This is a genomic window from Dorea sp. AGR2135 (genome assembly GCF_000420885.1).
Lineage (GTDB): Bacteria > Bacillota > Clostridia > Lachnospirales > Lachnospiraceae > Dorea > Dorea formicigenerans.
In genome coordinates this window covers 206,959-231,583 of the sequence record NZ_ATVU01000001.1, presented here as the reverse complement: position 1 = coordinate 231,583, position 24,625 = coordinate 206,959, and the positions used below count along the sequence as shown (strand labels likewise).

21 protein-coding genes are annotated in these 24,625 nt (G+C 41.9%); 2 read left to right on the top strand and 19 right to left on the bottom strand.

Going from position 1 to position 24,625, the window contains the following annotated elements:
• Positions 1-59: 59 nt before the first annotated feature.
• Positions 60-701, bottom strand: coding sequence for a redox-sensing transcriptional repressor Rex (locus G593_RS0101105; protein ID WP_005336497.1), 642 nt, complete (start codon positions 699-701; stop codon positions 60-62).
• A 191-nt stretch (positions 702-892) separates the two neighbouring features.
• On the opposite strand from G593_RS0101105, the gene G593_RS0101100 reads away from it, so the two are divergent.
• Entirely contained in the window at positions 893-2,818 is a 1,926-nt protein-coding gene (locus tag G593_RS0101100; protein ID WP_029730459.1) for an ABC-F family ATP-binding cassette domain-containing protein, read from the top strand.
• A 14-nt stretch (positions 2,819-2,832) separates the two neighbouring features.
• Here G593_RS0101100 and G593_RS0101095 read toward each other — a convergent pair whose 3' ends face one another.
• The 15 genes from G593_RS0101095 to mgtE all read right to left on the bottom strand — a co-directional run bounded on the left by G593_RS0101095 (position 2,833) and on the right by mgtE (position 19,683).
• Complete coding sequence (locus G593_RS0101095) at positions 2,833-3,336, bottom strand: NUDIX hydrolase (RefSeq protein ID WP_005332616.1); 504 nt, start codon at positions 3,334-3,336, stop codon at positions 2,833-2,835.
• Between the two features lie 15 nt (positions 3,337-3,351).
• A complete protein-coding gene (locus G593_RS0101090) occupies positions 3,352-4,551 on the bottom strand; it encodes an NADP-dependent isocitrate dehydrogenase (RefSeq protein ID WP_029730458.1) in 1,200 nt (399 codons plus the stop codon).
• A gap of 59 nt (positions 4,552-4,610) precedes the next feature.
• Positions 4,611-5,267, bottom strand: coding sequence for a GntR family transcriptional regulator (locus G593_RS0101085; RefSeq protein WP_029730457.1), 657 nt, complete (start codon positions 5,265-5,267; stop codon positions 4,611-4,613).
• A 336-nt stretch (positions 5,268-5,603) separates the two neighbouring features.
• On the bottom strand, positions 5,604-6,818 hold the full coding sequence (gene ilvA / locus G593_RS0101080) for a threonine ammonia-lyase (RefSeq protein ID WP_005336502.1): 1,215 nt from the start codon (positions 6,816-6,818) through the stop codon (positions 5,604-5,606).
• On the bottom strand, positions 6,812-7,759 hold the full coding sequence (gene ftsY / locus G593_RS0101075; protein WP_022278961.1) for a signal recognition particle-docking protein FtsY: 948 nt from the start codon (positions 7,757-7,759) through the stop codon (positions 6,812-6,814). The genes ilvA and ftsY overlap by 7 nt, the downstream gene beginning before the upstream one ends.
• Before the next feature lie 121 nt (positions 7,760-7,880).
• Positions 7,881-11,441 (bottom strand): chromosome segregation protein SMC, encoded by a 3,561-nt coding sequence (gene smc / locus G593_RS0101070; RefSeq protein ID WP_029730456.1) that lies wholly within the window; start codon positions 11,439-11,441, stop codon positions 7,881-7,883.
• A gap of 7 nt (positions 11,442-11,448) precedes the next feature.
• Positions 11,449-12,144: a ribonuclease III gene (gene rnc / locus G593_RS0101065; RefSeq protein ID WP_005336505.1), complete on the bottom strand. Its 696-nt coding sequence runs from the start codon at positions 12,142-12,144 to the stop codon at positions 11,449-11,451.
• 64 nt (positions 12,145-12,208) lie between these two features.
• Complete coding sequence (acpP, locus tag G593_RS0101060; protein WP_005336507.1) at positions 12,209-12,445, bottom strand: acyl carrier protein; 237 nt, start codon at positions 12,443-12,445, stop codon at positions 12,209-12,211.
• A gap of 34 nt (positions 12,446-12,479) precedes the next feature.
• Positions 12,480-13,502: a phosphate acyltransferase PlsX gene (gene plsX / locus G593_RS0101055; RefSeq protein WP_029730455.1), complete on the bottom strand. Its 1,023-nt coding sequence runs from the start codon at positions 13,500-13,502 to the stop codon at positions 12,480-12,482.
• A gap of 66 nt (positions 13,503-13,568) precedes the next feature.
• Positions 13,569-14,522, bottom strand: a complete 954-nt coding sequence (locus tag G593_RS0101050; RefSeq protein WP_029730454.1) for an AEC family transporter — start codon at positions 14,520-14,522, stop codon at positions 13,569-13,571.
• A gap of 366 nt (positions 14,523-14,888) precedes the next feature.
• Entirely contained in the window at positions 14,889-15,068 is a 180-nt protein-coding gene (rpmF, locus tag G593_RS0101045) for a 50S ribosomal protein L32 (RefSeq protein ID WP_005332600.1), read from the bottom strand.
• A gap of 3 nt (positions 15,069-15,071) precedes the next feature.
• The gene (locus tag G593_RS0101040) at positions 15,072-15,605 is read right to left on the bottom strand and encodes a YceD family protein (protein WP_005336517.1); all 534 of its coding nucleotides are present in this window, start codon (positions 15,603-15,605) and stop codon (positions 15,072-15,074) included.
• Between the two features lie 246 nt (positions 15,606-15,851).
• The gene (locus G593_RS0101035) at positions 15,852-17,042 is read right to left on the bottom strand and encodes an acetate/propionate family kinase (RefSeq protein WP_005332597.1); all 1,191 of its coding nucleotides are present in this window, start codon (positions 17,040-17,042) and stop codon (positions 15,852-15,854) included.
• 147 nt (positions 17,043-17,189) lie between these two features.
• Complete coding sequence (gene pta, locus G593_RS0101030) at positions 17,190-18,194, bottom strand: phosphate acetyltransferase (protein WP_022279061.1); 1,005 nt, start codon at positions 18,192-18,194, stop codon at positions 17,190-17,192.
• 136 nt (positions 18,195-18,330) lie between these two features.
• Positions 18,331-19,683 carry a magnesium transporter gene (mgtE, locus tag G593_RS0101025; protein WP_029730453.1) on the bottom strand — a complete coding sequence of 451 codons (1,353 nt, stop codon included), beginning with the start codon at positions 19,681-19,683 and terminating at the stop codon, positions 18,331-18,333.
• A gap of 89 nt (positions 19,684-19,772) precedes the next feature.
• Here mgtE and G593_RS0101020 point away from each other — a divergent pair, with 89 nt between their 5' ends.
• On the top strand, positions 19,773-21,050 hold the full coding sequence (locus G593_RS0101020) for a nucleotidyltransferase (RefSeq protein WP_029730452.1): 1,278 nt from the start codon (positions 19,773-19,775) through the stop codon (positions 21,048-21,050).
• A 12-nt stretch (positions 21,051-21,062) separates the two neighbouring features.
• On the opposite strand, the gene G593_RS0101015 is transcribed toward G593_RS0101020, so the two are convergent.
• The 3 genes from G593_RS0101015 to G593_RS0101005 are packed head-to-tail and all read right to left on the bottom strand — an operon-like array spanning position 21,063 to position 24,495.
• The gene (locus tag G593_RS0101015; protein ID WP_029730451.1) at positions 21,063-21,926 is read right to left on the bottom strand and encodes a TPM domain-containing protein; all 864 of its coding nucleotides are present in this window, start codon (positions 21,924-21,926) and stop codon (positions 21,063-21,065) included.
• Positions 21,927-21,938: 12 nt separating this feature from the next.
• Complete coding sequence (locus tag G593_RS0101010) at positions 21,939-23,051, bottom strand: hypothetical protein (protein ID WP_029730450.1); 1,113 nt, start codon at positions 23,049-23,051, stop codon at positions 21,939-21,941.
• Between the two features lie 46 nt (positions 23,052-23,097).
• The gene (locus tag G593_RS0101005; RefSeq protein ID WP_029730449.1) at positions 23,098-24,495 is read right to left on the bottom strand and encodes an SPFH domain-containing protein; all 1,398 of its coding nucleotides are present in this window, start codon (positions 24,493-24,495) and stop codon (positions 23,098-23,100) included.
• Between the last annotated feature and the right edge of the window lie 130 nt (positions 24,496-24,625).

Below are 24,625 nucleotides of genomic sequence, written 5' to 3'. Positions count from 1 at the left end.
AAAGAAACGTGCAAAGCCAGGATGCTATCTGAACAAACCTGTCTTTACACGTTATCTCCTTAATTATGTTCTTCCTTGTAGCGGCATATATTATATGACAGCCTCATCAGACTCTCGGATAAATGTACATTCTCAACAATCACACTTTCCGGGAGATTCAGATCTGTATGTGCAAAATTCCATATTCCGTGAACATTGTGATCTGCCAGAAATTTTGCGACTTTGATTGACTCATCCTTTGGAATCGTCAATGCTGCAATATCGATACTGTTCTCATCTACAAATTTCGGAAGCTCGTCCATCATATGAATTGGAACACCACGAACTTCCTGCCCGTCAAGCTCCGGATTGATATCAAACAATCCTTTTAAGATAAATCCCCGCTTTTCAAATGATGCATAGTTCGCAAGTGCACGCCCCAAATTACCAGCACCAATAATAATAATATTATGATCCTGTTCCAATCCAAGAATTTTTCCGATTTCTGAGTACAGATATTTTACATTATAGCCATACCCCTGTTGCCCGAATCCGCCAAAATTATTAAGATCCTGACGAATCTGGGAAGCTGTTACTTTCATTCTTTTACTAAGCTCATTGGAAGAGATTCGTTCTACTCCCTGCTCGATCAGCTCCCCAAGGTATCTATAATATCTGGGTAATCTACGGATAACTGCCTGTGAAATTCCCCTGTTTTGCATGATCCGCACCTCCTTCCTTCAAAAATTTCTACTCATTATTATAGGCAATCGTTAGTATAATGTCAAACTTTTTAGTTGTTTTTTGTAGTATTTTCGTTATAATAGTATAAGATGATGCCAAAATTATGCGGTCGCAGCCCTGCGGCATCTTTATTTCTCAAAATCACAGGATTTTTATCAAGGAGGATAGGATGATACTTGCATGTCACAATATCAAAAAAGCCTTTGGAGAAGAAGTAATTGTCTCCGGCGGCTCCTTTCATATAGAAGACCACGAAAAAGCAGCTCTCGTAGGACCGAACGGTGCTGGAAAGACAACACTTCTTAAGATGATCGTTGGTGAGATACAGGCGGACGGCGGCAATGTTGTTCTGACACGTGGCAAGACGATGGGATATCTGGCACAGCATCAGGATATGAATAATGACCATACGATCTATCAAGAGGTACGCACTGCAAAAGCCGATATTCTCGACATGGAGCGGCAGATTCGTGAGATTGAACAGGAAATGAAGCATTTAAGCGGCGAACGTCTGGAAGAACGTATGAATACATACCAGCGGCTCACAGTAGCATTCGAACGTGAAAATGGATACGCCTGCGAAAGTGAGATTACTGGTGTTTTAAAAGGACTTGGATTTACAGAAGAAGAATTCGCAAAACCGGTCGCGACTTTATCCGGAGGTCAGAAAACCCGTGTCTCTCTCGGAAAACTGCTCCTCACAAAGCCGGATATTCTGCTTTTGGACGAGCCAACCAACCATTTGGATTTAAATTCCATCTCATGGCTGGAAACTTATCTTCTGAATTATCCTGGTGCAGTACTGATTGTCTCTCATGACCGGTATTTTCTGAACCGGGTTGTAACAAAAGTTGTCGAGATCGAACTGGGCAAGCTTACCACTTTCATGGGCAATTATACAGATTACGCCAAGAAAAAGGAAATGCTCCGTGAAGCCAGAATGAAAGAGTATCTGAATCAGCAGCAGGAAATTAAGCATCAGGAAGCGGTCATTGAAAAGCTTCGCTCCTTCAACCGTGAAAAATCCATTAAGCGTGCAGAAAGCCGTGAAAAGATGCTGGATAAGATGACCCCGGTTGAAAAACCGATGGAACTGCATACAGATATGCACTTAACACTGGAACCTTCCTGTGTCAGCGGTAATGATGTCTTAATTGTCGAGCATTTAAGCAAAGCATTTCCACCACAGATTTTATTTGAAAATATCAGCTTCGAAATCAAGCGAGGGGAACATGTCGCGATCATTGGAGACAATGGAACCGGAAAAACAACAATCCTTAAGATTTTAAATCAGGTACTCAAAGCTGATTCTGGAAGTTTCCGTCTCGGTTCTAATGTAAAGATTGGTTACTACGATCAGGAACATCACGTTCTGCATATGGAAAAAACTATTTTCCAGGAGATTTCCGATGACTATCCTAATCTTAATAACACGCAGATCCGTAAAGTGCTGGCAGCATTTTTATTTACCGGAGATGATGTATTTAAACTGATTGGTGACTTAAGCGGTGGCGAACGTGGACGCGTGTCCCTTGCAAAGCTGATGCTTTCTGAAGCGAACTTCCTGATTCTCGATGAGCCGACCAACCATCTGGATATTACATCAAAAGAGATTCTGGAACATGCACTGAATAATTACACAGGAACGGTTCTTTATGTTTCACACGACCGTTACTTTATCAATCAGACTGCAACACGTATCATGGATCTTGTTAATCATACGTTTGTAAATTATATTGGAAATTATGATTATTATCTTGAGAAAAAAGAAGAACTGACAGCCGCATACTCCAATACGTCTCGCTTAGAAAATAATTCCTCTTCTGCAGCTGCTGACTTGGCCTCTGATTCAAAGTTAAGCTGGCAGGAACAAAAAGAAGCTCAGGCAAAAGAACGGAAACGCGCTAATGAATTCAAAAAGACAGAAGAACGAATCGGTGTTCTGGAAGATAGAAGTGCTGAAATTGATATTCTAATGTCGCAGGAGGAAGTTTATACGAATTCAGTAAAATGTCAGGAACTTGCGAAAGAACGTGCAGAAATTGACGCTGAACTTGAAACTTTATATGAAAAATGGGAAGAGCTGGCCGAATAAGCCAGCTCATTTTTCTACTCTTCAAAAACACGTTTGATACTATCATAATGCAGGAAGATTCCTTCGTCAGCCAGAGCCTTGATCTCATCCGCTGTTGCAATCTTATATCCTGCAGTCTCTTCTGTCTGAAGATGCAGGTCTTCTTCTTTAAAATCCTTTTCAAAACGATAGACATCTACAAAATAATTGTCGCCTTCTCCAGGATTTTCTCTGTGATAAGTAAACATATAACCGCCCACACAGCCATTTACATCCAATCCTGTTTCTTCCAGTACCTCACGGCGTACCGCTTCCTCGGAGCTTTCGCCTGCCTGTGCAGCGCCTCCGGAAACTTCCCACCAGCCTGGTGCCCATGCCTTTGTCAGAACGCGGCGGGTAATCAGATATTTTCCATCTGGACGGCGGATCACACCTAACACTGTCAAGTGATACTCATCCTCTTTCAGGCACCAGTCATTGCGCTTCATTTTTCGCCCGGTCAGCTGTTTGTTTTTATCATAAATATCCCAGTATTCCATGCATTTCAACTCTTTCTATACTAACTTTTCAGCAATCGCTTTAATAAAGTCTTCACTGTTTAACACTGTTGGATTCGGAAGTGTTGTGATAAGAGCCAGATCTTTTGTCATCTTTCCTTCCTCAATTGTATCAATCGTTGCCTTCTCTAATTTATCTGCAAAATCCATCAGATCCTGATTTTGATCCAGTTCACCACGTTTACGAAGAGCTCCGCTCCATGCAAAGATTGTTGCAACAGAGTTCGTAGAAGTTTCTTCACCTTTTAAATGCTTGTAATAATGACGCTGTACTGTACCGTGAGCAGCTTCATACTCGTAATATCCTTCCGGTGATACAAGCACGGATGTCATCATGGCAAGAGAACCAAATGCAGAAGAAATCATATCGCTCATAACATCTCCATCATAGTTCTTGCATGCCCAGATGTAGCCTCCTTCAGATTTCATAACACGCGCTACAGCATCATCAATCAATGTGTAGAAATATTCGATACCGGCTTCATCGAATTTTTCTTTATATTCTGCATCAAAGATTTCCTGGAAAATGTCTTTGAATGTGTGGTCATATTTCTTAGAAATTGTATCTTTTGTTGCGAACCAGAGATCCTGCTTTGTGTCTAATGCGTAATTGAAGCAGCTTCTGGCAAAGCTCTCGATAGAACCACAGAGGTTATGGATTCCCTGAGCAACCCCTGGTCCGTCATATTTGTGGACAAGTTCTTTGATCTGTGTTCCATCATCTCCTGTATACACAAGCTCTACCTTTCCAGGTCCAGGAACCTTGATTTCTGTATTTTTATATACATCACCATAAGCATGTCTTGCAATGGTAATTGGCTTTTTCCAATTTTTAACGCATGGCTCGATTCCTTTTACAACGATCGGTGCACGGAATACAGTTCCATCCAAAATTGCACGGATGGTACCATTCGGGCTTTTCCACATTTCCTTCAGATTATACTCTGGCATACGCGCAGCATTCGGTGTAATTGTTGCACATTTTACTGCTACTTTGTACTTCTTTGTTGCTTCTGCGGAATCAAATGTAACCTGATCATTCGTCTCATTACGATGTTCAAGTCCAAGATCATAATAATCTGTATTTAACTCAATAAATGGATTCAGAAGATGTTCTTTGATCATCTTCCAGAGAATTCTTGTCATCTCATCTCCGTCCATCTCTACAATTGGTGTTGTCATTTTAATTTTCGCCATGTTTTTGTCCTCCTGCCACTATATAAACTTTACTTATATGATTCTTTTAATTTGAAACATTAATCTTCAATTTCGATATGAAGATTTTCCATTACATGCATGATGTGCAGATTTGCAAGTCTTTCCGCTTCATCAGCATCCCCTTTTTTGATTGCTTCCAAAATTGCCTTGTGCTCCTCGATGGACTTCTCAGCCCGGTTTTTTGCGCCTACAGACAACATACGTGCCATCTTTACATATTTGTGAAAATCCGATAACGTATGTTCCATAATCCGGCTGTTGGATGCTTCATATAGAACATGATGGAATTTACCGTCAAGATCTGACACCTGAACAACTTTGTCCTTATCCTTTTTCAAATGAAACTCAGATAAAAGAACAATTTCTTCCAGCTGCTCAATCTGTTCTGGAGTGATGTGCTCTGTCGCCCATCTGGCGCACATACCTTCCAACATAGAACGAATCATGTAAATATCCTGAACGTCTTTCGGCGTAATACCTGTTACATAGGCTCCTTTATTAGGAACAATCTTTACAAGTCCTTCCAGTTCCAATTGTCTAAGTGCCTCACGGACCGGAGTCCTGCTGACTCCCATCTCCTCACCGATTGTAATCTCCCTAAGTTCATCACAATCCTTATAGACACCAGATAAAATATCCTCCCTCAATTTTTCAAATACCCTTCCTCTAAGAGAACGGTCCTGATACTCTTCCATAATTTTAACCTTCTTCGTGACCTCCTGGAATCTTTCTGACACTAAAAAGTCACCTTTCTTTTTATATAATGCACTTCGTGTATAATTGTATACAATCAAATCTCATATGTCAAGAGACAAAACAAAAATCCTTCAAAAATCCCATAGTAAAAAGAGAAAACCCGAAACTTTTTTTGAATCTTGCTCTTTCTGGTTTTCTCTTCTATGATATTTTTATTCAAGAATGCCGAGGCATTCTTGCTGCAAGGTGCGCGTCATGCAATTGCATGACATACTTCTACTGCGCACCTCTGCAATCCTGCCGGAGGCTATATCAGCTGGGGGATTAACTCCCAGCTAATACAATTTTGCACCGATCTCTCTTGGCCGGAATCCTTTTTCTTCCAGAGCTTTCATAATCTGGTTCTTATGCTCTGTACCGTAAGCTTCCATTGTAATACGAAGCTCCACGGCAGCATTACGGTTGGTGCTAACGAACTGGTTATGTTCCAGTTTAATAACATTTCCCTGGGCATCAGCAATCGTCTGAGCAACAAGCGCAAGCTGTCCCGGTTTATCCGGAAGTAATACAGATGCCGAAAAGATACGGTCTCTCTGAATCAGTCCATGCTGTACAATGGAAGACATTGTGATAACATCCATGTTGCCTCCACTTAAAATTGCAACCGCCTTCTTTCCTTTCAAATCTAACTGCTTGAGTGCTGCAACTGTCAGCAGTCCGGAATTCTCAACAATCATTTTATGATTTTCGACCATATCGAGGAAAGCTCCGACAAGCTCATCATCTTCTACAGTCAGCATCTGATCGATGTTCTTCTTTGCATACTCGAAAATGTGGTCTCCGACACGTTTTACTGCAGTACCGTCTGCTATGGTATTTGCACTGTCCAATGTGACCGGCTCGCCAGAAGCAAGTGCCATTGTCATACTTGGCGCAGCAGCAGGCTCAACACCGATCACTTTAATCTTTGGATTCAACATTTTTGCAAGTGTAGATACACCTGTAATCAATCCGCCGCCACCAACTGGCGCAAGAATATAATCGACGGTCGGAAGCTCCTGCACAATTTCCATTGCAATACTCCCCTGACCTGCTACGATGTCCAGATCATCAAACGGATGCACAAATGTACTTCCGCGCTCCTGGGCCAGTTTTTCGGCATACGCACAGGAATCATCATAGACATCTCCGTAAAGAATCACCTCTGCGCCGTAGCTTTTTGTACGATTTACTTTGATCAAGGGTGTTACTGTTGGCATAACGATTGTAGCCTTGCATCCAAATTTCTGTGCTGCGTATGCAACACCCTGTGCATGGTTTCCGGCTGATGCAGCCACCAGTCCTTTTGCTCTTGCCTCTTCAGACATTGTGCTGATCTTATAATATGCGCCACGCACTTTATAAGCTCCTGTATACTGCATATTTTCCGGCTTCAGATAAACCTTACCGCCCGTCTGCTGGCTTAAGTTTTCACTGTATACCAGTTTCGTCGGAAGAGTTACGTTTTTTACAATTTCGCTTGCCTCTTCAAATTTTTCTAATGTTAACATACTTCATTCTCTCCTTTTACATCAAACAATGCATTTACAAATGTATCAGAATTAAATTTCTGCAGATCGTCAATCGTCTCGCCGACACCGATATATTTTACCGGAATACCAAGTTCCGCCTGGATTGCAACTGCAATACCACCTTTTGCAGTTCCATCCATTTTTGTCAGGATAACACCGGTAATATCAGCAACTTCATTAAATTCCTTTGCCTGAGCAAGTGCATTCTGACCTGTTGTGGCATCTAGCACTACCAGTGTCTCACGATATGCGTCCGGAAATTCACGGTCAATGATTTTATTCATTTTACGAAGCTCTTCCATCAGGTTCTTCTTATTGTGAAGCCGTCCGGCAGTATCAATCAAAAGTACATCGGCATGTCTTGCCTTGGCAGCTGCAACTGCGTCATAGACAACGGCTGCAGGATCAGAACCTTCCTGGCCTCCGATCAATTCTGCTTGTGCACGGTTCGCCCACTCTTTCAACTGCTCTCCCGCTGCAGCACGAAATGTATCTGCGGCAGCCAACACAACTTTTTTATTCTGACTGCGGAGTTTTCCAGCTAATTTACCAATCGTAGTTGTCTTTCCGACACCATTCACTCCAATGACCATGACCACCGAAGTTCTCTCTTCAAATTCATAAGCAGCTTCTCCGACGTCCATCTGCTCTTTGATGCTGTCAATCAGGATTTGTCTGCATTCAACAGGTTCTTTGATATGCTGGGTTTTTACCTTTTCTCTTAATTTGTCCAGAATATCATACGTTGCCTGAACTCCGAGATCGCCCATGATGAGGACTTCCTCCAGTTCTTCATAAAAGTCCTCATCAATATGTGTAAATCCGTTAAAAATACTGTCCATACTGGACACAATATTATCTCTTGTCTTTGTGAGACCATCGACAAGTCGTCTGAAAAAACCTTTCTTTTCTTCTGCCATACTTTTACTCCTTTCAAGGCCGCCCCCCTGCCATTCAAGAATGCCGAGGCATTCTTGCTGCGAGGTGCGCGTCATGCAATTGCATGACATACTTCTACGTTCTATCTTACCTGCGCTTTCTCTAATCGTCCAGTTCATCTTCCAGAAGACTGACGGACACAAGTGTCGAAATTCCTTTTTCCTGCATGGTGATTCCGTACAGACGGTCTGCCGCAGTCATTGTACCTCGTCTGTGCGTAATGACAATGAACTGTGTATTCTTTGTAAGCTTATGCAGATACTGTGCAAAACGGTCAACATTGCTATCGTCCAGTGCTGCCTCAATCTCGTCAAGCAGACAGAACGGGGACGGCTTGAGATTCTGAATTGCAAATAATAATGAGATTGCTGTCAGAGACTTCTCTCCACCAGATAACTGCATCATATTCTGCAGTTTCTTTCCAGGCGGCTGAGCAATAATACGAATTCCTGCTTCCAGAACATCTTCATCGTCCATCAGTTCCAATGTACCTTTTCCACCTCCGAACAATTGCTTAAATACGTGGTCGAATTCCTGACAAATGTGTGCGAACTGCTCTGTGAACTGCTTTCGCATCGCTTCGTCCAATTCTGCGATAATTTTTTCCAGTGTTGCTTCTGCTTCCACGAGATCATCATGCTGCGTCTTTAAGAACTCATATCGCTCCGATACATTTTTATAGTCCTCAATGGCATTGACATTAACATTTCCTAAAGCGCGTATTTCTCCTTTTAATTCCTGAATACGCTTTTTTATCTTCGCAACATCCGTTAAATTTTCATTCCTAAGCTCCATCGCACGATTATAAGTGAGTTCATACTCTTCCCACATATAATTGATCTGCTTCTCGGCAGCTTCTTCATAACTGTTTTTCTGACTCTCCAGACGGAAGATTTCTTTATCCAGATCAGAAATCTGCCTGGAGAGGTCTTCACGCTTCTGTAAGAAATCTTTATGGCGCTGGTTTAGATCTTCACGTGTCTTCTTCGCCTTTTCAATCTCATCCTGAATTTCCACAAATAATTCTCCGGAATTCTCAATCGTCTGGAGCAGTTCCTGAATCTGAGATTCTTTTTCCTCGATTTCTTTGCTCGTACCGCCTTTACTTGCTTCCAGCCCCTTCAACTCTTCGCGGAATTTTTGCATCTCTTCCTGAATACGTTCTGCATTTTCCATTACGAACAGAACCTTTTGTTCTGTAGCAGCACAGGATAAATGTGCATTTTCCGAAGCCTGCTGCTGTAATATTTCCTGATGTTTCAGATCATCTAACTTTATCTGCCCTTCTTCAATCTGTTTATTCAGGTCACGTTCTAACTGTTCAGACGTATCCAGCTCTACATTGATAGACTGCTGATTATCCATGATATCACTGATCTCCTGATCCAGTTGCTGTGTCTCTTTCTGAATTTCCAGCGCAGTCTGATTCGCTGCTTCGATCTTGCTCTTTGCCTGATCGGCATTCATCTTCGCTGTATTTTGGCGGACATATGCTTTCTGTAGTAAATCTTTGATCTGTTCGATTTTATCATAGTAACTGGAACGATTGTTTTTCAGCTCCGCGATCTCCTGCTCTGTCTTTGCTACATCAGCACGGAGTTTTTGGACAGCCTGCTCCAGATCTTCTATCTCACGGCGTCTGCTTAAAAGGTTGCTGGAATTCTTGAATGCTCCACCAGTCATAGAACCGCCCGGATTGATGAGATCACCTTCCAGCGTTACAATTCGAATAGACTGCCTGTATTTTCTTGCAATGGCAAGTCCGTGATCAATATGATCGACAACCAGTGTTCTGCCAAGCAGAGAGCCTGCCAGTTCCAGGTACTTGTCTTCCACCATAACAAGAGTGTCTGCAAGACCGATAACTCCTTCTTCATTCAATGCCTGTGGCTGAGCGATTCCTCCATGGGAACGGATCTGCGTCAGTGGGAGGAATGTTGCACGACCGAATTTATTCTTTTTCAAAAATTCAATCATACGTTTTGCTGTCTGTTCGTTATCTGTAACAATATTCTGGATACTGCCGCCAAGAGCCGTCTCAATGGCTGTCTCATATTTTTTCTCTACTTTAATAATATCTGCAACAACACCTAACAGCCCTTTTTCATGACTGCGGTTATCCATAACACGCTTAATACTGTTACCGTATCCGTCGTAGCGTTCAGTCATATTTCTAAGAGACTCCAGGCGCGAATGCTCTCTGTGGTAAGCACTCTGACTTGCACGGATCTGCTCATTTTTTTCATTTAGAGACTTTTGAAGTTCCTGAATCTGTGATTCATAGTTCTTCTTCTCTTCTGCAAAGGAAATAATCTGATCTGATACTTCTTTTAATTCCGCATAAAATGTCTCATATTGTTCTTTCTGAAAACCGGCTTCACTTTGCGCACCAAAATATCTCTGGTTCAGTCCGGATTTCCGCACCTGGATCTGTTCCATCATAGTATCGAACTTCTGGATCTGAGCTTTTGTGGATGCACGGTTTCCGAGAATTTCCCGAATATCATTCTGGTTCTTTTCAATATCAGAACTAAGACTTGCAATACGAATCTGAAGCTTGTTCAGATTCTCTTTTTCAAGTGTTTCTGCTTTTCGACCGGAATCTAATTCTGCCTGGAGTCTTGTCTGATCCGAAATCAGAGTACCAAGCTGTTCCTCACGCTCAGAAAGTTCCCGTTCAATGGACTGGGCCCGATTCGCGTAATGCTCATCATTCATTCTGGCACTGTGGATCTGCTCCTTCAAAAGAGCAATCTGATTCTCCAACTGTTGTTTTAACATGCTTGTCTCAGTAAGCTTGCGATTATAAGTCTCAATAGACGCGTCCATCGTATCGACTTGTTCTTCAATACTTTCATATTCCTGCTTTGTATCTTCATACAAGCGGTTTGCTTCTCCCATCTGAGCCTTTGTCAGATTATCTTTTGCTTCCACATCCCGGATCTGCTCTTTCAGGCGGTCTGCCTCTAACAGAAACATATTGATATCATAAGTCTTCAGTTCTTCTTTTTTCTTCAGATATTCTCGTGCTTTCTCAGACTGCCGTTCCAATGGGCCGACCTGCTTCTCAAGCTCTGAAAGAATATCATTGACACGGATCAGATTCTGCTGTTCCTCTTCCAGCTTCTTCACAGACATACTCTTACGTCTTTTGAATTTTACAATGCCGGCAGCCTCATCAAACAACTCTCGCCGCTCTTCCGGTTTACCACTTAATATCTTGTCAATCTGTCCCTGTCCGATAATGGAGTATCCTTCTTTGCCGATACCTGTATCATAAAATAATTCATTAATATCTTTCAGCCGGCATGCACTGCCATTGATCAGATATTCACTTTCACCAGAACGGTATAACTTTCTTGTTACCGTAACTTCTTCGAAATCAATCGCAAGTTTATGATCTGAATTATCCAATGTGATTGCTACAGACGCATAGCTTAACGGTTTACGGTTCTCTGTACCGGAAAAGATAACATCTTGCATTGTGCCGCCTCGAAGCTGCTTGACACGCTGTTCACCAAGTACCCACCGCACCGCATCGGCTACATTACTCTTACCACTTCCGTTTGGTCCGACAATGCCTGTAATACCGTTGTGAAAATCGAATTTTATCTTATTTGCAAAGGACTTAAACCCCTGCACTTCTATGCTTTTTAAATACATACAACACCTACTTTATATTCTTTTTGTGGAGCTTCAGAATGGTCTTGTAGGCAGCTTCCTGTTCTGCGCTCTTTTTTGTACGTCCTTTTCCGATTCCATAGACCTGTTCTCCGATTTGAAGTTCGACCTGGAAAGTTTTATCGTGATCTGGCCCCTCTTCCCCAACCAGATGGTAAGAAAGTTCTTCTTTAAAATGTGCCTGCACAATTTCCTGCAGGATAGTCTTGCTATCATAAAAGAGCTTTTTATTCTCCAGGTCTTTTAAAATGAATCGGTTGATAAACTCTTTTGCATTAGCAAAACCACCGTCTACATAGATTGCACCAATCAGTGCCTCCATAGCATCAGAAGTAACAGATTCTCTCTTCCTTCCTCCTGTTGCATCCTCTCCTTTTCCAAGAAGCAGATATTCTCCAAGTTCAATCTCCCGTGCACAAAATGCGAGTGCCGGTTCGCAAACCATGCTGGCGCGGGTCTTTGTTAATTCTCCTTCCGGAGTTGTCGGATGTTCAAAAAATAAAAATTCACTGGACACAAGTTCCAGTACTGCATCACCCAGGAATTCCAGGCGCTCATTACATTCATACTTCGGAAGATGCTCTTCATTCACATAGGAGCTGTGACTCATCGCCTTCTTAAGAAGCGCAAAATCCTGAAATGTATATCCGATTCTATGTTCTAGTTCTTTTAAATTTCTCTTCATGCTCATTCTCCTATAGTCAGAAAGAGAGAAAGCCCTTTTTCCGGACTTTCTCACTTATTATATCTTAGTTGTTTCCAGTTGCATTCTGGATCTGCTCAACAGCATCTCCTACCGTCACGATCTTCTCAGCATCTTCATCACTGATCTCAAGTTCAAACTCATCCTCTATAGCTGTAACAATCTGGAATACATCCAAGGAATCTGCGTCCAGGTCATCCTTGAATGTAGAATCCATTGTAATTTTGTCCTCGTCAACATCACAGACCTCTGCAATAATTTTTTTCAGTTTTTCAAACTCCATAATTACGTCTCCTTTTGCTTGTTTGTTCATTCTTTTATTCAGTGGCAGCTTCTTCCGCCTGAATACTTGCTTTGATTTTCTCACTGATATTCTGTTGTTTAAATGTGACACACTGAATGATCGTATTCGTCACTTCTTTTGCTTTCGCACTTCCGTGGGTCTTAACTACAAGACCGTTCAATCCCAGAAGCGGAGCTCCACCGTACTCTGTAGCATCGAATGTCTTCAAAGTCGTCTTAAGCGCCGGTTTTACAAGAAGCGCGCCAATCTTGCTTCGAAGAGTGGACATCATACCGCCTTTGATCTTATCGACAAGAACAGCCCCCAGTCCTTCATAAAGCTTTAAGATCACATTTCCCACAAATGCTTCACAGACAATTACATCTGCCTGGCCATGTGGAATCTCTCTCGCCTCCACACTTCCGATAAAATTAATTCCCGGAAGTTCTTTTAACTGTGGAAATGTGTCTTTGACCAGTGCATTGCCCTTCTCTTCTTCCGCACCGATATTCACGATACCTACCTTCGGATCCTTTATACCAAGAACATTCTCCATATAGATGGAACCCATCTTGGCAAACTGAAGAAGATGTGCCGGTCTGGCGTCTACATTCGCACCACAGTCAATCAAAAGAGAAACTCCTTTTTCCGTTGGAATAAGCGGAGCTAATGGCGCACGGTCAACACCTTTGATTCTGCCAACGATCACCTGTCCGCCCACAAGAATCGCGCCGGAACTTCCGGCTGACACAAAAGCATCTGCTTTTCCCTCTTTTACAAGCTTCATCCCGACTACGATGGAAGAATCTTTCTTCCTGCGTATAGCATGTACCGGCGGCTCTGCTGTCTCGATCACTTCTGTCGCATTCACGATCTCGATCTGCTCTGGATTGTAGGTCTTGCCTTCCAGACCTTTTCTTATGACGTCTTCAATACCGACCAGAATGACTTTTACATTCTTTTCCTTGGAAATGGCATCAATTGCGCCGTCAATCATTGCAGCCGGAGCATTATCTCCACCCATAGCATCCAGTACTACTGTTGTAATTTCTGACATGATATTTCCTCCTGTCTCTACTGGTAATATTCTACTAAACATCACCGGAAAAATCAACACGTATCTTTACAACATGACAATCAATGCAGCTGTGATCAGTCCGATACTGATCAGCATCGAAATGGAATTAATTGTACTGGAAAGCTCATAATCTTCTCCCAGAGCATCTGTATAAGCCGGACAAGCGCTGGCAATCGGGCTTAAAAATGCAAGAACAAGCGCTTGTCTGATCTGCAGTGGGAATGGCAGACAGAAAAAAGCAATCGCAGCAAATGATATGGTCACTGCATAACGCGTGAACAAAATCCGGATCACATGACTGATTCCATCTTTTTTAATATTCAGTTTGAATCCGACCCCGATCATCAGCATCGCCGTAAATGCATTGGCATTGGAGCCAATCTGTGTAACCGACAATACTAGTCTGGGAATCGGAATCCCAAGAATCAAAATGATCAACATCCCAAAATAAACAAGAAACGGTGTGGATTTACTCAATGCCCGCCCCATAGTCTTCAGCGAATTTTTTAACTGCATTTTGGTACCGGTCTCTGTTCCCGGCACTCTATGTATAGAATTTTTAAATACTTCCGCAACTGCCTTTGCCCCACCGTTACAATAAAAAGCATTTCCCATATCAAATAGTGTGATGCCAAGAAGACTGAGTGGCTCTAAAAAGCTCTGTGCAAACGGCAGGCAGAAATTTCCGATATTGTATCCTGACAAATTCAAAATATCAAATGGAATATTCTCTTTTTTTCCTGTCATTCTCGATGTGAAAAATGCAATAAACATCATAAGAATTCCAACAAAAAGACTAAGTCCTGTTACTGTTAAAAGCGAAATCTGAAAATCTACTTTTGAAAATGAATAGATAATTGCACATGGCAACGTGATATTTAACAAAATTTTTGCAAGTGTACGGAAATCCTGTTCATGAAAAAATCCGACTTTCTTCAGAAAAACTCCAAGTGCAATAATAAGCAGATACGCTGCTGCGCGGTATAAAATGTCATTCATAATCTGTCCCTCTACTTCTATTTTACTCAGGTTTTACTATACCACAGAATTCCATTTTTTCAATCCTTAACTTCCAATCTTATATAGTTACCGTTCATAGTACCTGTGCTCAGTAACCTTATATCCACCCACAGTAATCCCCATCACGAATCTTGTTGTCATATAAAATGGCACAAAAAAAACAGCTTTAAGCTGCTACGAAGTTAAATCAATAAAATTTATACACATGGACTATACATTATACATAACCGTTGAAATTCGTTTGTTTAAATTGGGGTACAAAGTGGGGTACATGTTAGAAAATACCGCTTTATCACGGGGTTAAGGAATGCCTCAACCCCCTAGATTTACAGCGTTTCTTGCTCATTAGTCCTGAGCAATGATTTCTTTTTTGTTGTAGCTTCCGCAAGCCTTGCAGACTCTATGAGGCATCATTAATTCGCCGCACTTGCTGCATTTTACCAGGTTCGGAGCACTCATCTTCCAATTAGCTCTTCTCTTATCTCTTCTAGCTTTTGAAGATTTGTTCTTTGGACAAATTGACATAGGTTACACCTCCTTAAAATTCTTAAAAACATCGCGGATAACTGACATTCTAGGGTCAAGACTCGTATCTTCACAGTTACAAGTTCCCTGATTCAGGTTTTGACCACATACGTTGCAAATCCCTTTACAGTCTTCGCTACACAGAATCTTCGTCGGCCACCCTATTAGAATCTCGCTGCCGACCAGTTGATCAACATCGAGTGTATATCCGTCAATATAATTTGCTTCGTCTAAATCCTCTGATTCCACTTCACTCTCATCTGTGACATTTCCCTTTGTAATGCGTGAAATATTCAGATCAAACACTGTTACCACCGGTTCCAGACATCTGTCACACGGAATCTCTACAGTCAGCTTGCAAGTTCCTTCTATCTGAAGTTTTCCGTTCTCCATATAATTAATCTTTACATGAATATCAGAACTTTCAGTGACCGGATACTCACCAAGCCCATTCCGAAATATTTTAAGTTCACATGGAACTGTCTCATCAACAGATCTGTGTGGTTCGGATAAGACATTGGATAGGTCAATCAACATATTAATCACCCCTATTCATACCTGTCTATTATATCATGGAAAAGCTGTTTGTCAACTACATTTTAGAAATTATTATTTGATTATTCCAAATATTTTTATACACATCTTCTTTTCGAACTATACATCATACTTTGTTCTGTCCGGAAAATATTCTACATCTTGTAATTATTACAGACATACACCCTTCCGTATTCGTACGGAAGGGTGTAAATAATCAAATCAATAACTTTTTACAATAGTTTCAGATTAAACTAATGCTACTGTCTCACGCGCGATTGCAAGCTCTTCGTTAGTAGGAATAACCATAACAAGAACTTTTGAATCTGGTGTAGAGATTGTGATCTCTTCTCCGTGAGTATCATTTGCTTTCTCATCTACTGTAATTCCAAGGTATCCAAGATATTTCAGAACAGCGCTTCTAACTGTACCTGAGTTCTCTCCGATTCCTGCTGTAAATGCAATTACATCAACACCATTCATAGCTGCCACGTAGCTTCCAACGTATTTTGCAACACGGTAAGCAAATACTTCAAGAGCTACTTTAGCCTGAGCATTTCCTTCGTTAGCTGCGTTCTCAAGGTCACGGAAGTCGCTTGAAAGGTTGTTGGAAAGTCCATATACACCTGACTTCTTGTTGAGCATTGTCATAAGCTCAGAAATATCAAGTCCCTCTTTCTTAGCTACGAACTCAAGGATAGCCGGATCAATATCTCCGGAACGTGTTCCCATTACAAGTCCCTCAAGCGGTGTAAGACCCATAGATGTATCTACGGATTTTCCATTCTCTACTGCACAGATACTTGCACCGTTACCAAGGTGGCAGACAACTGTCTTAAGATCATCGTAAGATTTTCCTGCAAGCTCAGCAGCTCTCTTAGATACAAAGCTGTGGCTTGTACCATGGAAACCATATCTTCTTACTTTGTATTTGTCATAATACTCATATGGAAGACCATACATGTAAGCTTTCTCCGGCATTGTCTGATGGAATGCAGTATCGAATACAGCTACCATCGGTGTACCAGGCATTAACTTCTGGCATGCATTGATACCGATTAAGTTTGCCGGGTTGTGAAGTGGTGCAAGATCATTACACTCTTCAATTGCAGCTTTTACCTCATCAGTAATTACAACAGAGCTTGCAAACTTCTCTCCACCATGTACGACACGATGTCCGACTGCCCCAATCTCATCCAGACTCTTAACAACACCTGTCTCGGCATCTGTTAATGCGTCGATTACAAACTGAATAGCCTCTGTATGTGTAGGCATAGCTTTGTCAGATTTAACCTTCTCACCGCCTGCTGGCTGGTATGTAAGGCTTCCATCAATTCCGATTCTCTCGCAAAGTCCTTTTGCAAGTACTTTCTCTGACTCAGAGTTGATGAGCTGGAACTTCAGTGAAGAACTTCCACAGTTGATTACTAATACATTCATTTCATTTACCTCTCTTTTAGATTAGAATTCTTAATTTATATAATAAGGACTTTCGTCCCTAATGTCTATCCCTAATTTGAAAAAATTTCAGCCATATGCATATTTTTTGTGCAAAATGCATATGACTGATCATTAAAGATATGAAATTTATTTATCCTCTGCCATTGCCTGAACTGCTGTAATTGCGATTACACCCTCAATATCCTTAGCGCTGCAACCACGGGAGAGATCATTGACAGGCGCTGCGATTCCCTGTGTAAGAGGACCGTAAGCTTCTGCTTTTGCAAGTCTCTGAACTAATTTGTATCCGATGTTTCCAGCATCAAGGTCTGGGAAGATCAGTACATTCGCTTTTCCCGCAACCGGGCTTCCCGGTGCTTTAGATGCTCCAACTGATGGAACAATTGCTGCATCAAGCTGGAATTCTCCGTCAATGAGAAGTCCTTCCGGAGCATTCTCTTTTGCAATCTTTGTAGCCTCTACAACTTTATCTACGTCAGCGTGTTTTGCGCTTCCCTTTGTTGAATGTGAAAGAAGTGCTACAACTGGCTCTTTTTCTGTCAGAAGTCTAAAGGAGTCTGCGGATGAAAGTGCGATTGCTGCAAGTTTCTCCGGATCCGGATTCTGCTCAAGTCCGGAATCACCAAACAAGAATGTTCCGTTGGCACCCATCTCACAATCTGGTACTACCATAATAAAGAATGCGCTTACGAGCTTTGTTCCCGGTTTTGTCTTCAGGATCTGAAGGCTTGGTCTTAATGTATCTGCCGTTGAGTGGCATGCTCCGGATACCATTCCATCAGCATCTTTCATCTTAACCATCATAACGCCATAGTAGAGATAATTAGTCAGAAGAAGTTCTCTTGCTTTTTCCTCTGTCATTCCCTTTTTTTCACGTAATTCTACAAGTTTTGCGATGTAGGCGTCTGTCTTCTCGCTCTTTGCAGGATCTACGATTGTTGCTCCGCTGATATCAAAAGAACCTTTGTTCTTCGCAATCTCTTCTTCGCTGCCGACAAGAATCAGGTTTGCTGTTCCTTCTTTCAGAACTGCTTCTGCTGCTTCATATGTTCTGATATCCTCTGTCTCCGGAAGTACAATTGTCTTTTTACTTGTTTTTGCTCTCGCTTTAATATCATCAATAAATCCCATGACTTAAAGACTCCTTTCGTTTGTATTCAGTTATTTCAACGTTTTCATTATAATACAAAGAATTGGCATGGACAAGTTGTATCTGCGTACTAAATTCAGTACATTAGAATTGTTTGTGATTAAATACAAAACGTCTTTACAAATGAAATACTTGGCTGACGATCATGAAGTATACGGTTACTGTACTGATATCTACAAGGGTAGAAATAAGCGGAGTAGCCATGATTGCAGGATCGAGTCCAATCTTGGAAGCAAGCATCGGAAGGGTACAGCCTACGACTTTTGCAATCAGGACGGTACAGATCATGGTTCCACCGATGGATAATGCAATGAGCGCATCTCCTTGTCCCATAACGATGATCCTGATTCCATTCACAACTGCCAGTATCACGCTGACCACTGCTGCCACCCGGACTTCTTTAAATATAACTTTGAATAAATCCCGAAATTCTATTTCTCCTACAGACAATCCACGAATAACCAACGTAGAACTCTGTGAACCGCAGTTTCCACCGGTTCCTGTCAGCATTGGAATAAAACCGGCAAGCTGTGGCATAACTACAAGTGCGCTTTCATAGCTGTTCATGATCATCTGTGTCACTGTCGCAGAAAGCATCAGAAATAACAGCCATGGAAGTCTGCTTTTTACATGTTCCACAACAGATGTTCCAAAATAAGTCTCTTCACTTGGAGACATACCGGCCATGATACTGATATCTTCTGTTGTCTCTTCCTGCATTACAAGCATGGCATCGTCAACAGTTACGATACCGACCATGCACATTTCATGATCCACGATTGGAAGGGCAATAAGACCATATTTATTAATCATAATAGCTACATCTTCCTGATCGTCTGTTGTATGCGCGTAAAGCACATTCGTATCCATAATCTCTTCGATTATTCTAGATTCACCGGTTGTCAGAAGTTCTTTGACATCGACCCGTCCGATCAGTTTTCGTTTTTCCGTAACATAACAAGTGTAGATAGTCTCACGGTTCAGACCAACCTGACGGATTTTTAAAATAGACTCTTCGACCGTCATCTCTTTGCGGAGTGCAATGTACTCCACATTCATAATACTTCCAGCACTGTCTTCCGGATATTGCAAAAGCTGATTGATCTGGGCTCTTGTCTCTTCATCGGTAGCCATCAAAAGACGATCCACAACATTCGCAGGCATCTCTTCCAGGACATCGACCGTATCGTCCAGATACATCTCTTCCATGACCTCTTCCAACTCGGAATCGGTAAGTGCTCCGATCAGTACCTCACGCATGTCACTGTTCATATAAGTAAATGTTTCAGCAGCCTCTTCTTTTGCCAGGAGACGGAACACCATAACGAGCGGTTTCTGCTCAAAATCTTCCAGTGTCTCGGCAATATCGACGGGGTACATATTTCCCAGTTCTTCTTTTAATTCTTTGTACTGACCTGCATCAAGCATATCAAGAATCTGTTCTTTTGTCAGCATCTGTTCCTCTTCCATACATACCCTCCTGCCTGTTGTCATTCATTTGCAAGCAAAACATAGTTATAGTATAATAAATTTTATTAACAGTGACAAGGAGAAAGTGTATGAAAATTGTTGGAATTATCGCGGAATACAATCCATTTCACAAAGGGCACGAATTCCATCTAGAAAAAGCAAAGAAAATCACAGGAGCTGATGCTGCAATTATTATTATGAGCGGCGACTATGTTCAGCGTGGAATTCCTTCCATCATGCCAAAGCATCTGCGTACCCAGATGGCACTTGCATGTGGTGCCGACGTAGTTTTAGAACTACCAGTCTGTTACGCAACCGGAAGTGCAGAATACTTTGCCACCGGTGCGGTCAGCCTCCTTGAAGCTCTCGGCTGTGTAGATTATCTGTGCTTTGGAAGTGAGTGCGGCGAAATAAAAATATTACAACAGATTGCCGATGTTCTTTGTAAGGAACCCGAGCTTTACAAAGTTCTCCTTCAGAAACATTTAAAAAATGGAAATGCATTTCCTGCCGCAAGAAAACTGGCTTTTATAGAATATTTAGGCAAAAACAAATCCTTATCCTGTATTCCCGAACAGATCAGCGCGATTCTGGATTCGCCAAATAACATCCTGGCTATTGAATATCTAAAAGCGCTTTCCTGTCTGAACAGTTCTATCGAACCAGTAACAATTACGCGCGAAGGAGCCGGATATCATGATCAGACACTCGGTGGCCTTTTCAGCTCTGCCTCTGCACTCCGGCAGGGATTACAGGATTGTGAACTTACAAAAAATGCGAATCACACTCCTGCTATTAATCATATACTTCAGGAACTGCCACAAAACTGTCACAAGATTTTTAAAGAAAACTATCACAAATGCTTTCCTGTGTTTGCAGATGATTTTTCCTTGCTTTTAAAAGCAAAGCTTTTGACCGAAACAAAAGATATACTGACGCGATATCTGGATATTACACCGGAGATTGCAAACCGGATCATCACATTTAGAAATGATTTTTTGACTTTCAGTCAATTCTGCGACCTGATAAAAACAAAAAATGTAACTTACTCCCGCATCAGCAGATGTCTGATCCACATTTTACTCGGCATCAGCAAATGTGATGTACCGGATCAGGCAGCAGATTCCAGGTGTGGATACGCCAGACTTCTTGGTTTCCGCCAAGAATCCTCATGGGTACTTACTTCTATCAAAAAAAATACCGGCATTCCTGTTATCTCGAAATTATCACAGCCTGCCGGTATAGATATCCATATGCTGGAGCAGAATATTTTTGCATCAGATCTGTACGAAAGTGTTGTGACAGACAAGTATCATACCCCTTATAAAAATGAATACCAAAAACAGATCATTCGACTTACGCTTTAAGTAAAATGATTTTTAAAAACCACCACTTCGTCCACCGTGTGACCGGCCGGAAGAACTGACATGTGTTGTACTTCCGCCTCCGCCACTGTGGCCGTGATCCTCATCATCTCTTGGAATCAGGCGTTTTGTCACAATACTATTGATATATCGATCCTCTTTTGCTGTCACTTTCATACTGCCTTGTTTCTTATACGCATTGGCAGCAACTTGATTTTTGACAGATTTTAATTTGCTTTTCTTCACCTGCGCCATTATGAATGCAACAACAAATCCTATGAGCAGATCCACAACGCCCCAGAAGATCATAGTGAAAACACCTGGCTTATCATCATCGCTGTCTACATCATATGGATGCCCATCTCTCGCCTGGGTAAGAAGATCATCGCAAAGTGTGGCATATTTTGAAAATGCTTCCAAATATTCACCATCACTTAAATAAGACAAGAACTCATCTTCCATATATTCCAGTCCATAATCCGTAAATGCAGTGATACCATAGCCGTATGTAGTAATTACCCATTTCCGTTCGTCCATCCCAATAAGAAACAGAACAGCGCTGTCTTCATCACCGTATCCATATCCATTATAATCAAAGAAATCATCCGCATAATCCTGCGCGCTTTTTCCATCTAATGAATTTTCCGTCACTACAACGACGTCACATTGCTGTTTTTCACTGATTTCGTCCAGTTCTGTGTTAAGCTCCTGCTCTTCACTGTCCGTCAGAAGATCTGCATCGTCTACCAGTCTGGGAAGTTGACGATCCTGTGGAATTTCTTCAGCACATACCGGGATGTTCAAAATGCTAAGCCCGACTATCAATGTCAGTACACATAGCAGGGTGAAAATTTTTCTTGTTATTTTATTTTCTCTCATATTCCCACCCTCCTACAAAAACATGACAACCATCATGATGATATAAAGGATCACACTGATAAGAATCCCTCTTGTTCCTACATATTTCCAGAATGCACCTTCGTCCGCCGGCAAATCTCCTACAATCTTTCCACTCTGTCCGTTCATGGCAAATGTGTACTTCTGTCCTTTCCACGTAGTATTCAGAAGCCATACTGGATACATGGCATAACTGGTCTTGGAATCCCGGATATTTACTGTACTGCTCTGCGTAGAAAGTGCATAATATCCATTGACAGTCTCCCGAAAAGAATCTTCCGTACTCCGTCTGATTCTCTTTTTCGCCCGTTTCATGCATTCATCTTGGTCTACATCGTATCGGTCAGCGACATAACCTGCCAGGTACGCAGATTTAAATGGTACAGCATCTTTAAAGTCATAAGGCTCCAGTGATTCCATCAATGCATCATCCATTTTTACAGAACCGTCTTCCGGCACATGTTCAAAATAGATTGTGCCTCCCCGGCGGATTTTATAATATTTGTGTTCTGTATATTCGGTATCCCCGGACTTCCAGACACGGATTTTTTCTGCGTCATAGGATATATCAGCTTCTGATTCGATATTGAATACCCAGAACGGAACATATAAACCTACAATCTCATCTATATGATTCTCCTGTCTGAACACAGACGGGATAAATGCTTTTCCTGTCAGATGCTTATAATAAGCTTCTTTTGCAGCTTTTTTATCTAATTTGAATGGAATGACATAATCCGGTTTTAACGCTCCTTCAAACTGTCCTTTTAAAACAACACGATTTCCGCAGAACGGACAAGTTGTAGCGCCTGTATTTTTATCTGCCGTGATTTCACCGCCACAAGACTGACAGATATAGACAACCATATTATCAATCTCATCCTGATTCCAGTCATGTGCAGTATAGTTTTCGGCCTTCTTCTGTTCTGTCTCGACATCTGATGCTGCATCTGCGGCAACTACCTGATCTGCCTTTGCGATCAACGATTCATATTCGTCCACGGAGATCTCTGTATCACAGTACGGACACTTCATTTTCTGGCTTTTGCTGTCAAATTCCATGGCACCGCCACATGCCGGACATTTGTATTCTTTTATCTCTGACATTCATGTTTCTCCTTACAAAGTCTCTTTTTATGCGATCCTGTTGGAGTTAACTTCTGTCGTCATCTGTAAACGGATCTCCGCACTCCGGACAGAATTTCGGAGGATTTGCAGGATCTTCCGGTTCCCAGCCACATTTATCGCAGCGATAGTGTAATTTCTGCGGTTTCGGTTTTCCACACTCCATGCAGAATTTTCCTTTGTTGAGCGTTCCACAGCTGCAAGTCCAGCTATCGTCATCCTGTGGTTTTGGCTTACCACACTCGATACAGAATCTGCCATTGTTGACCTGACCACAGGAACAAGTCCAGGACGCTATCTCTCCACCTGCTGCCGGGGCTGCTGCTTTGTTTTTCAGATTTTGGGGTTCACCCGCCTGTGGATTCTGTCCATTTGCCTGATTCTGCTCTTTTTGTACCTGCTGCTCTTGCTGCGCCTGCTTCTGAGCGGCTCCCTGGTCATAGAGTCCCTGGATATTCATGCCGCCACTCGCCATATTCATTCCCATAAATCCCATCATAGCACCATTCGGATTGCTGGCCGCATTCTTCATTGCCTCTGCCTGTGCCATACCAAGTGTGGCTGCCATCATGCTTGGATCTGTATACATAGATGTATTTTGTGCCTGACGGATTGCCTCAGCATCTTCTTCTTTAAGTGTGACTGGATTAAATGCAACAGACACAATAGAAAGTCCACGGATCTCAGACCATTTTTTCGTCAAAATCTCGTTCATGGCGTCACCAATCTCGGTGGCATGTGCCGGAATCTGGCTTGGGCGTATCTCCATCTCTGCAATCTTAGCAAATGCCGGCTGCAGCGCATCAACGAATTCTGTCTTAAGCTGTGGCATAATTTCATTTTTCTCATAACAATCTGCTACATTACCGCTAAGACTTGTATAAAACAAAAGCGGATTTGTAATTTTAAAAGAGTAAACTCCATTGCAGCGGATCTCGATATCTTTATCCAGATTAATGCGTTTATCTACCACACGGAACCAGACCGGATTCGCCGTTCCGAATTTATTATCTGTAATTTCTTTTGTATTCACATAATATACGCGCTGATCTTTCCCCGTATCACCGCCATAACTGAATCTCTTTCCGATTGTCAAAAATGTATTCTTGATACTGTCACTTAAATTCCACGCAAAAATACTTGGTTCTGATGAAGTATCATATGTATACTCGCCCGGTTCCGCACACACTTCCGCAATTTTACCCTGATCAACGATCAGCATACACTGACCATCTGCCACTGCGATTCCAGAACCATTGGAAATGATATTATCATTGCCCTTTGTATTTGAGGAACGGCTTCCTGTGCGCTTTTTTCCTCTTACAAGCAGTGTATCGTTATCAAGAGAATCACAATAGAAGAATTCCTTCCACTGATCTGCCATGACCGTCCCTGTTGCGGCTTGAGCTGCTTTTATTAATCCCATAATATTCCTCCTATTTACCCCCTGCAATCTGGCGTCTCGTCTCAGCCAGATTACAGTATATTTTTATCAATTAAAACATATTTTGATTATAACATTTCAGTGACATTTTGTGTTTTTTCTTTTTATTGCC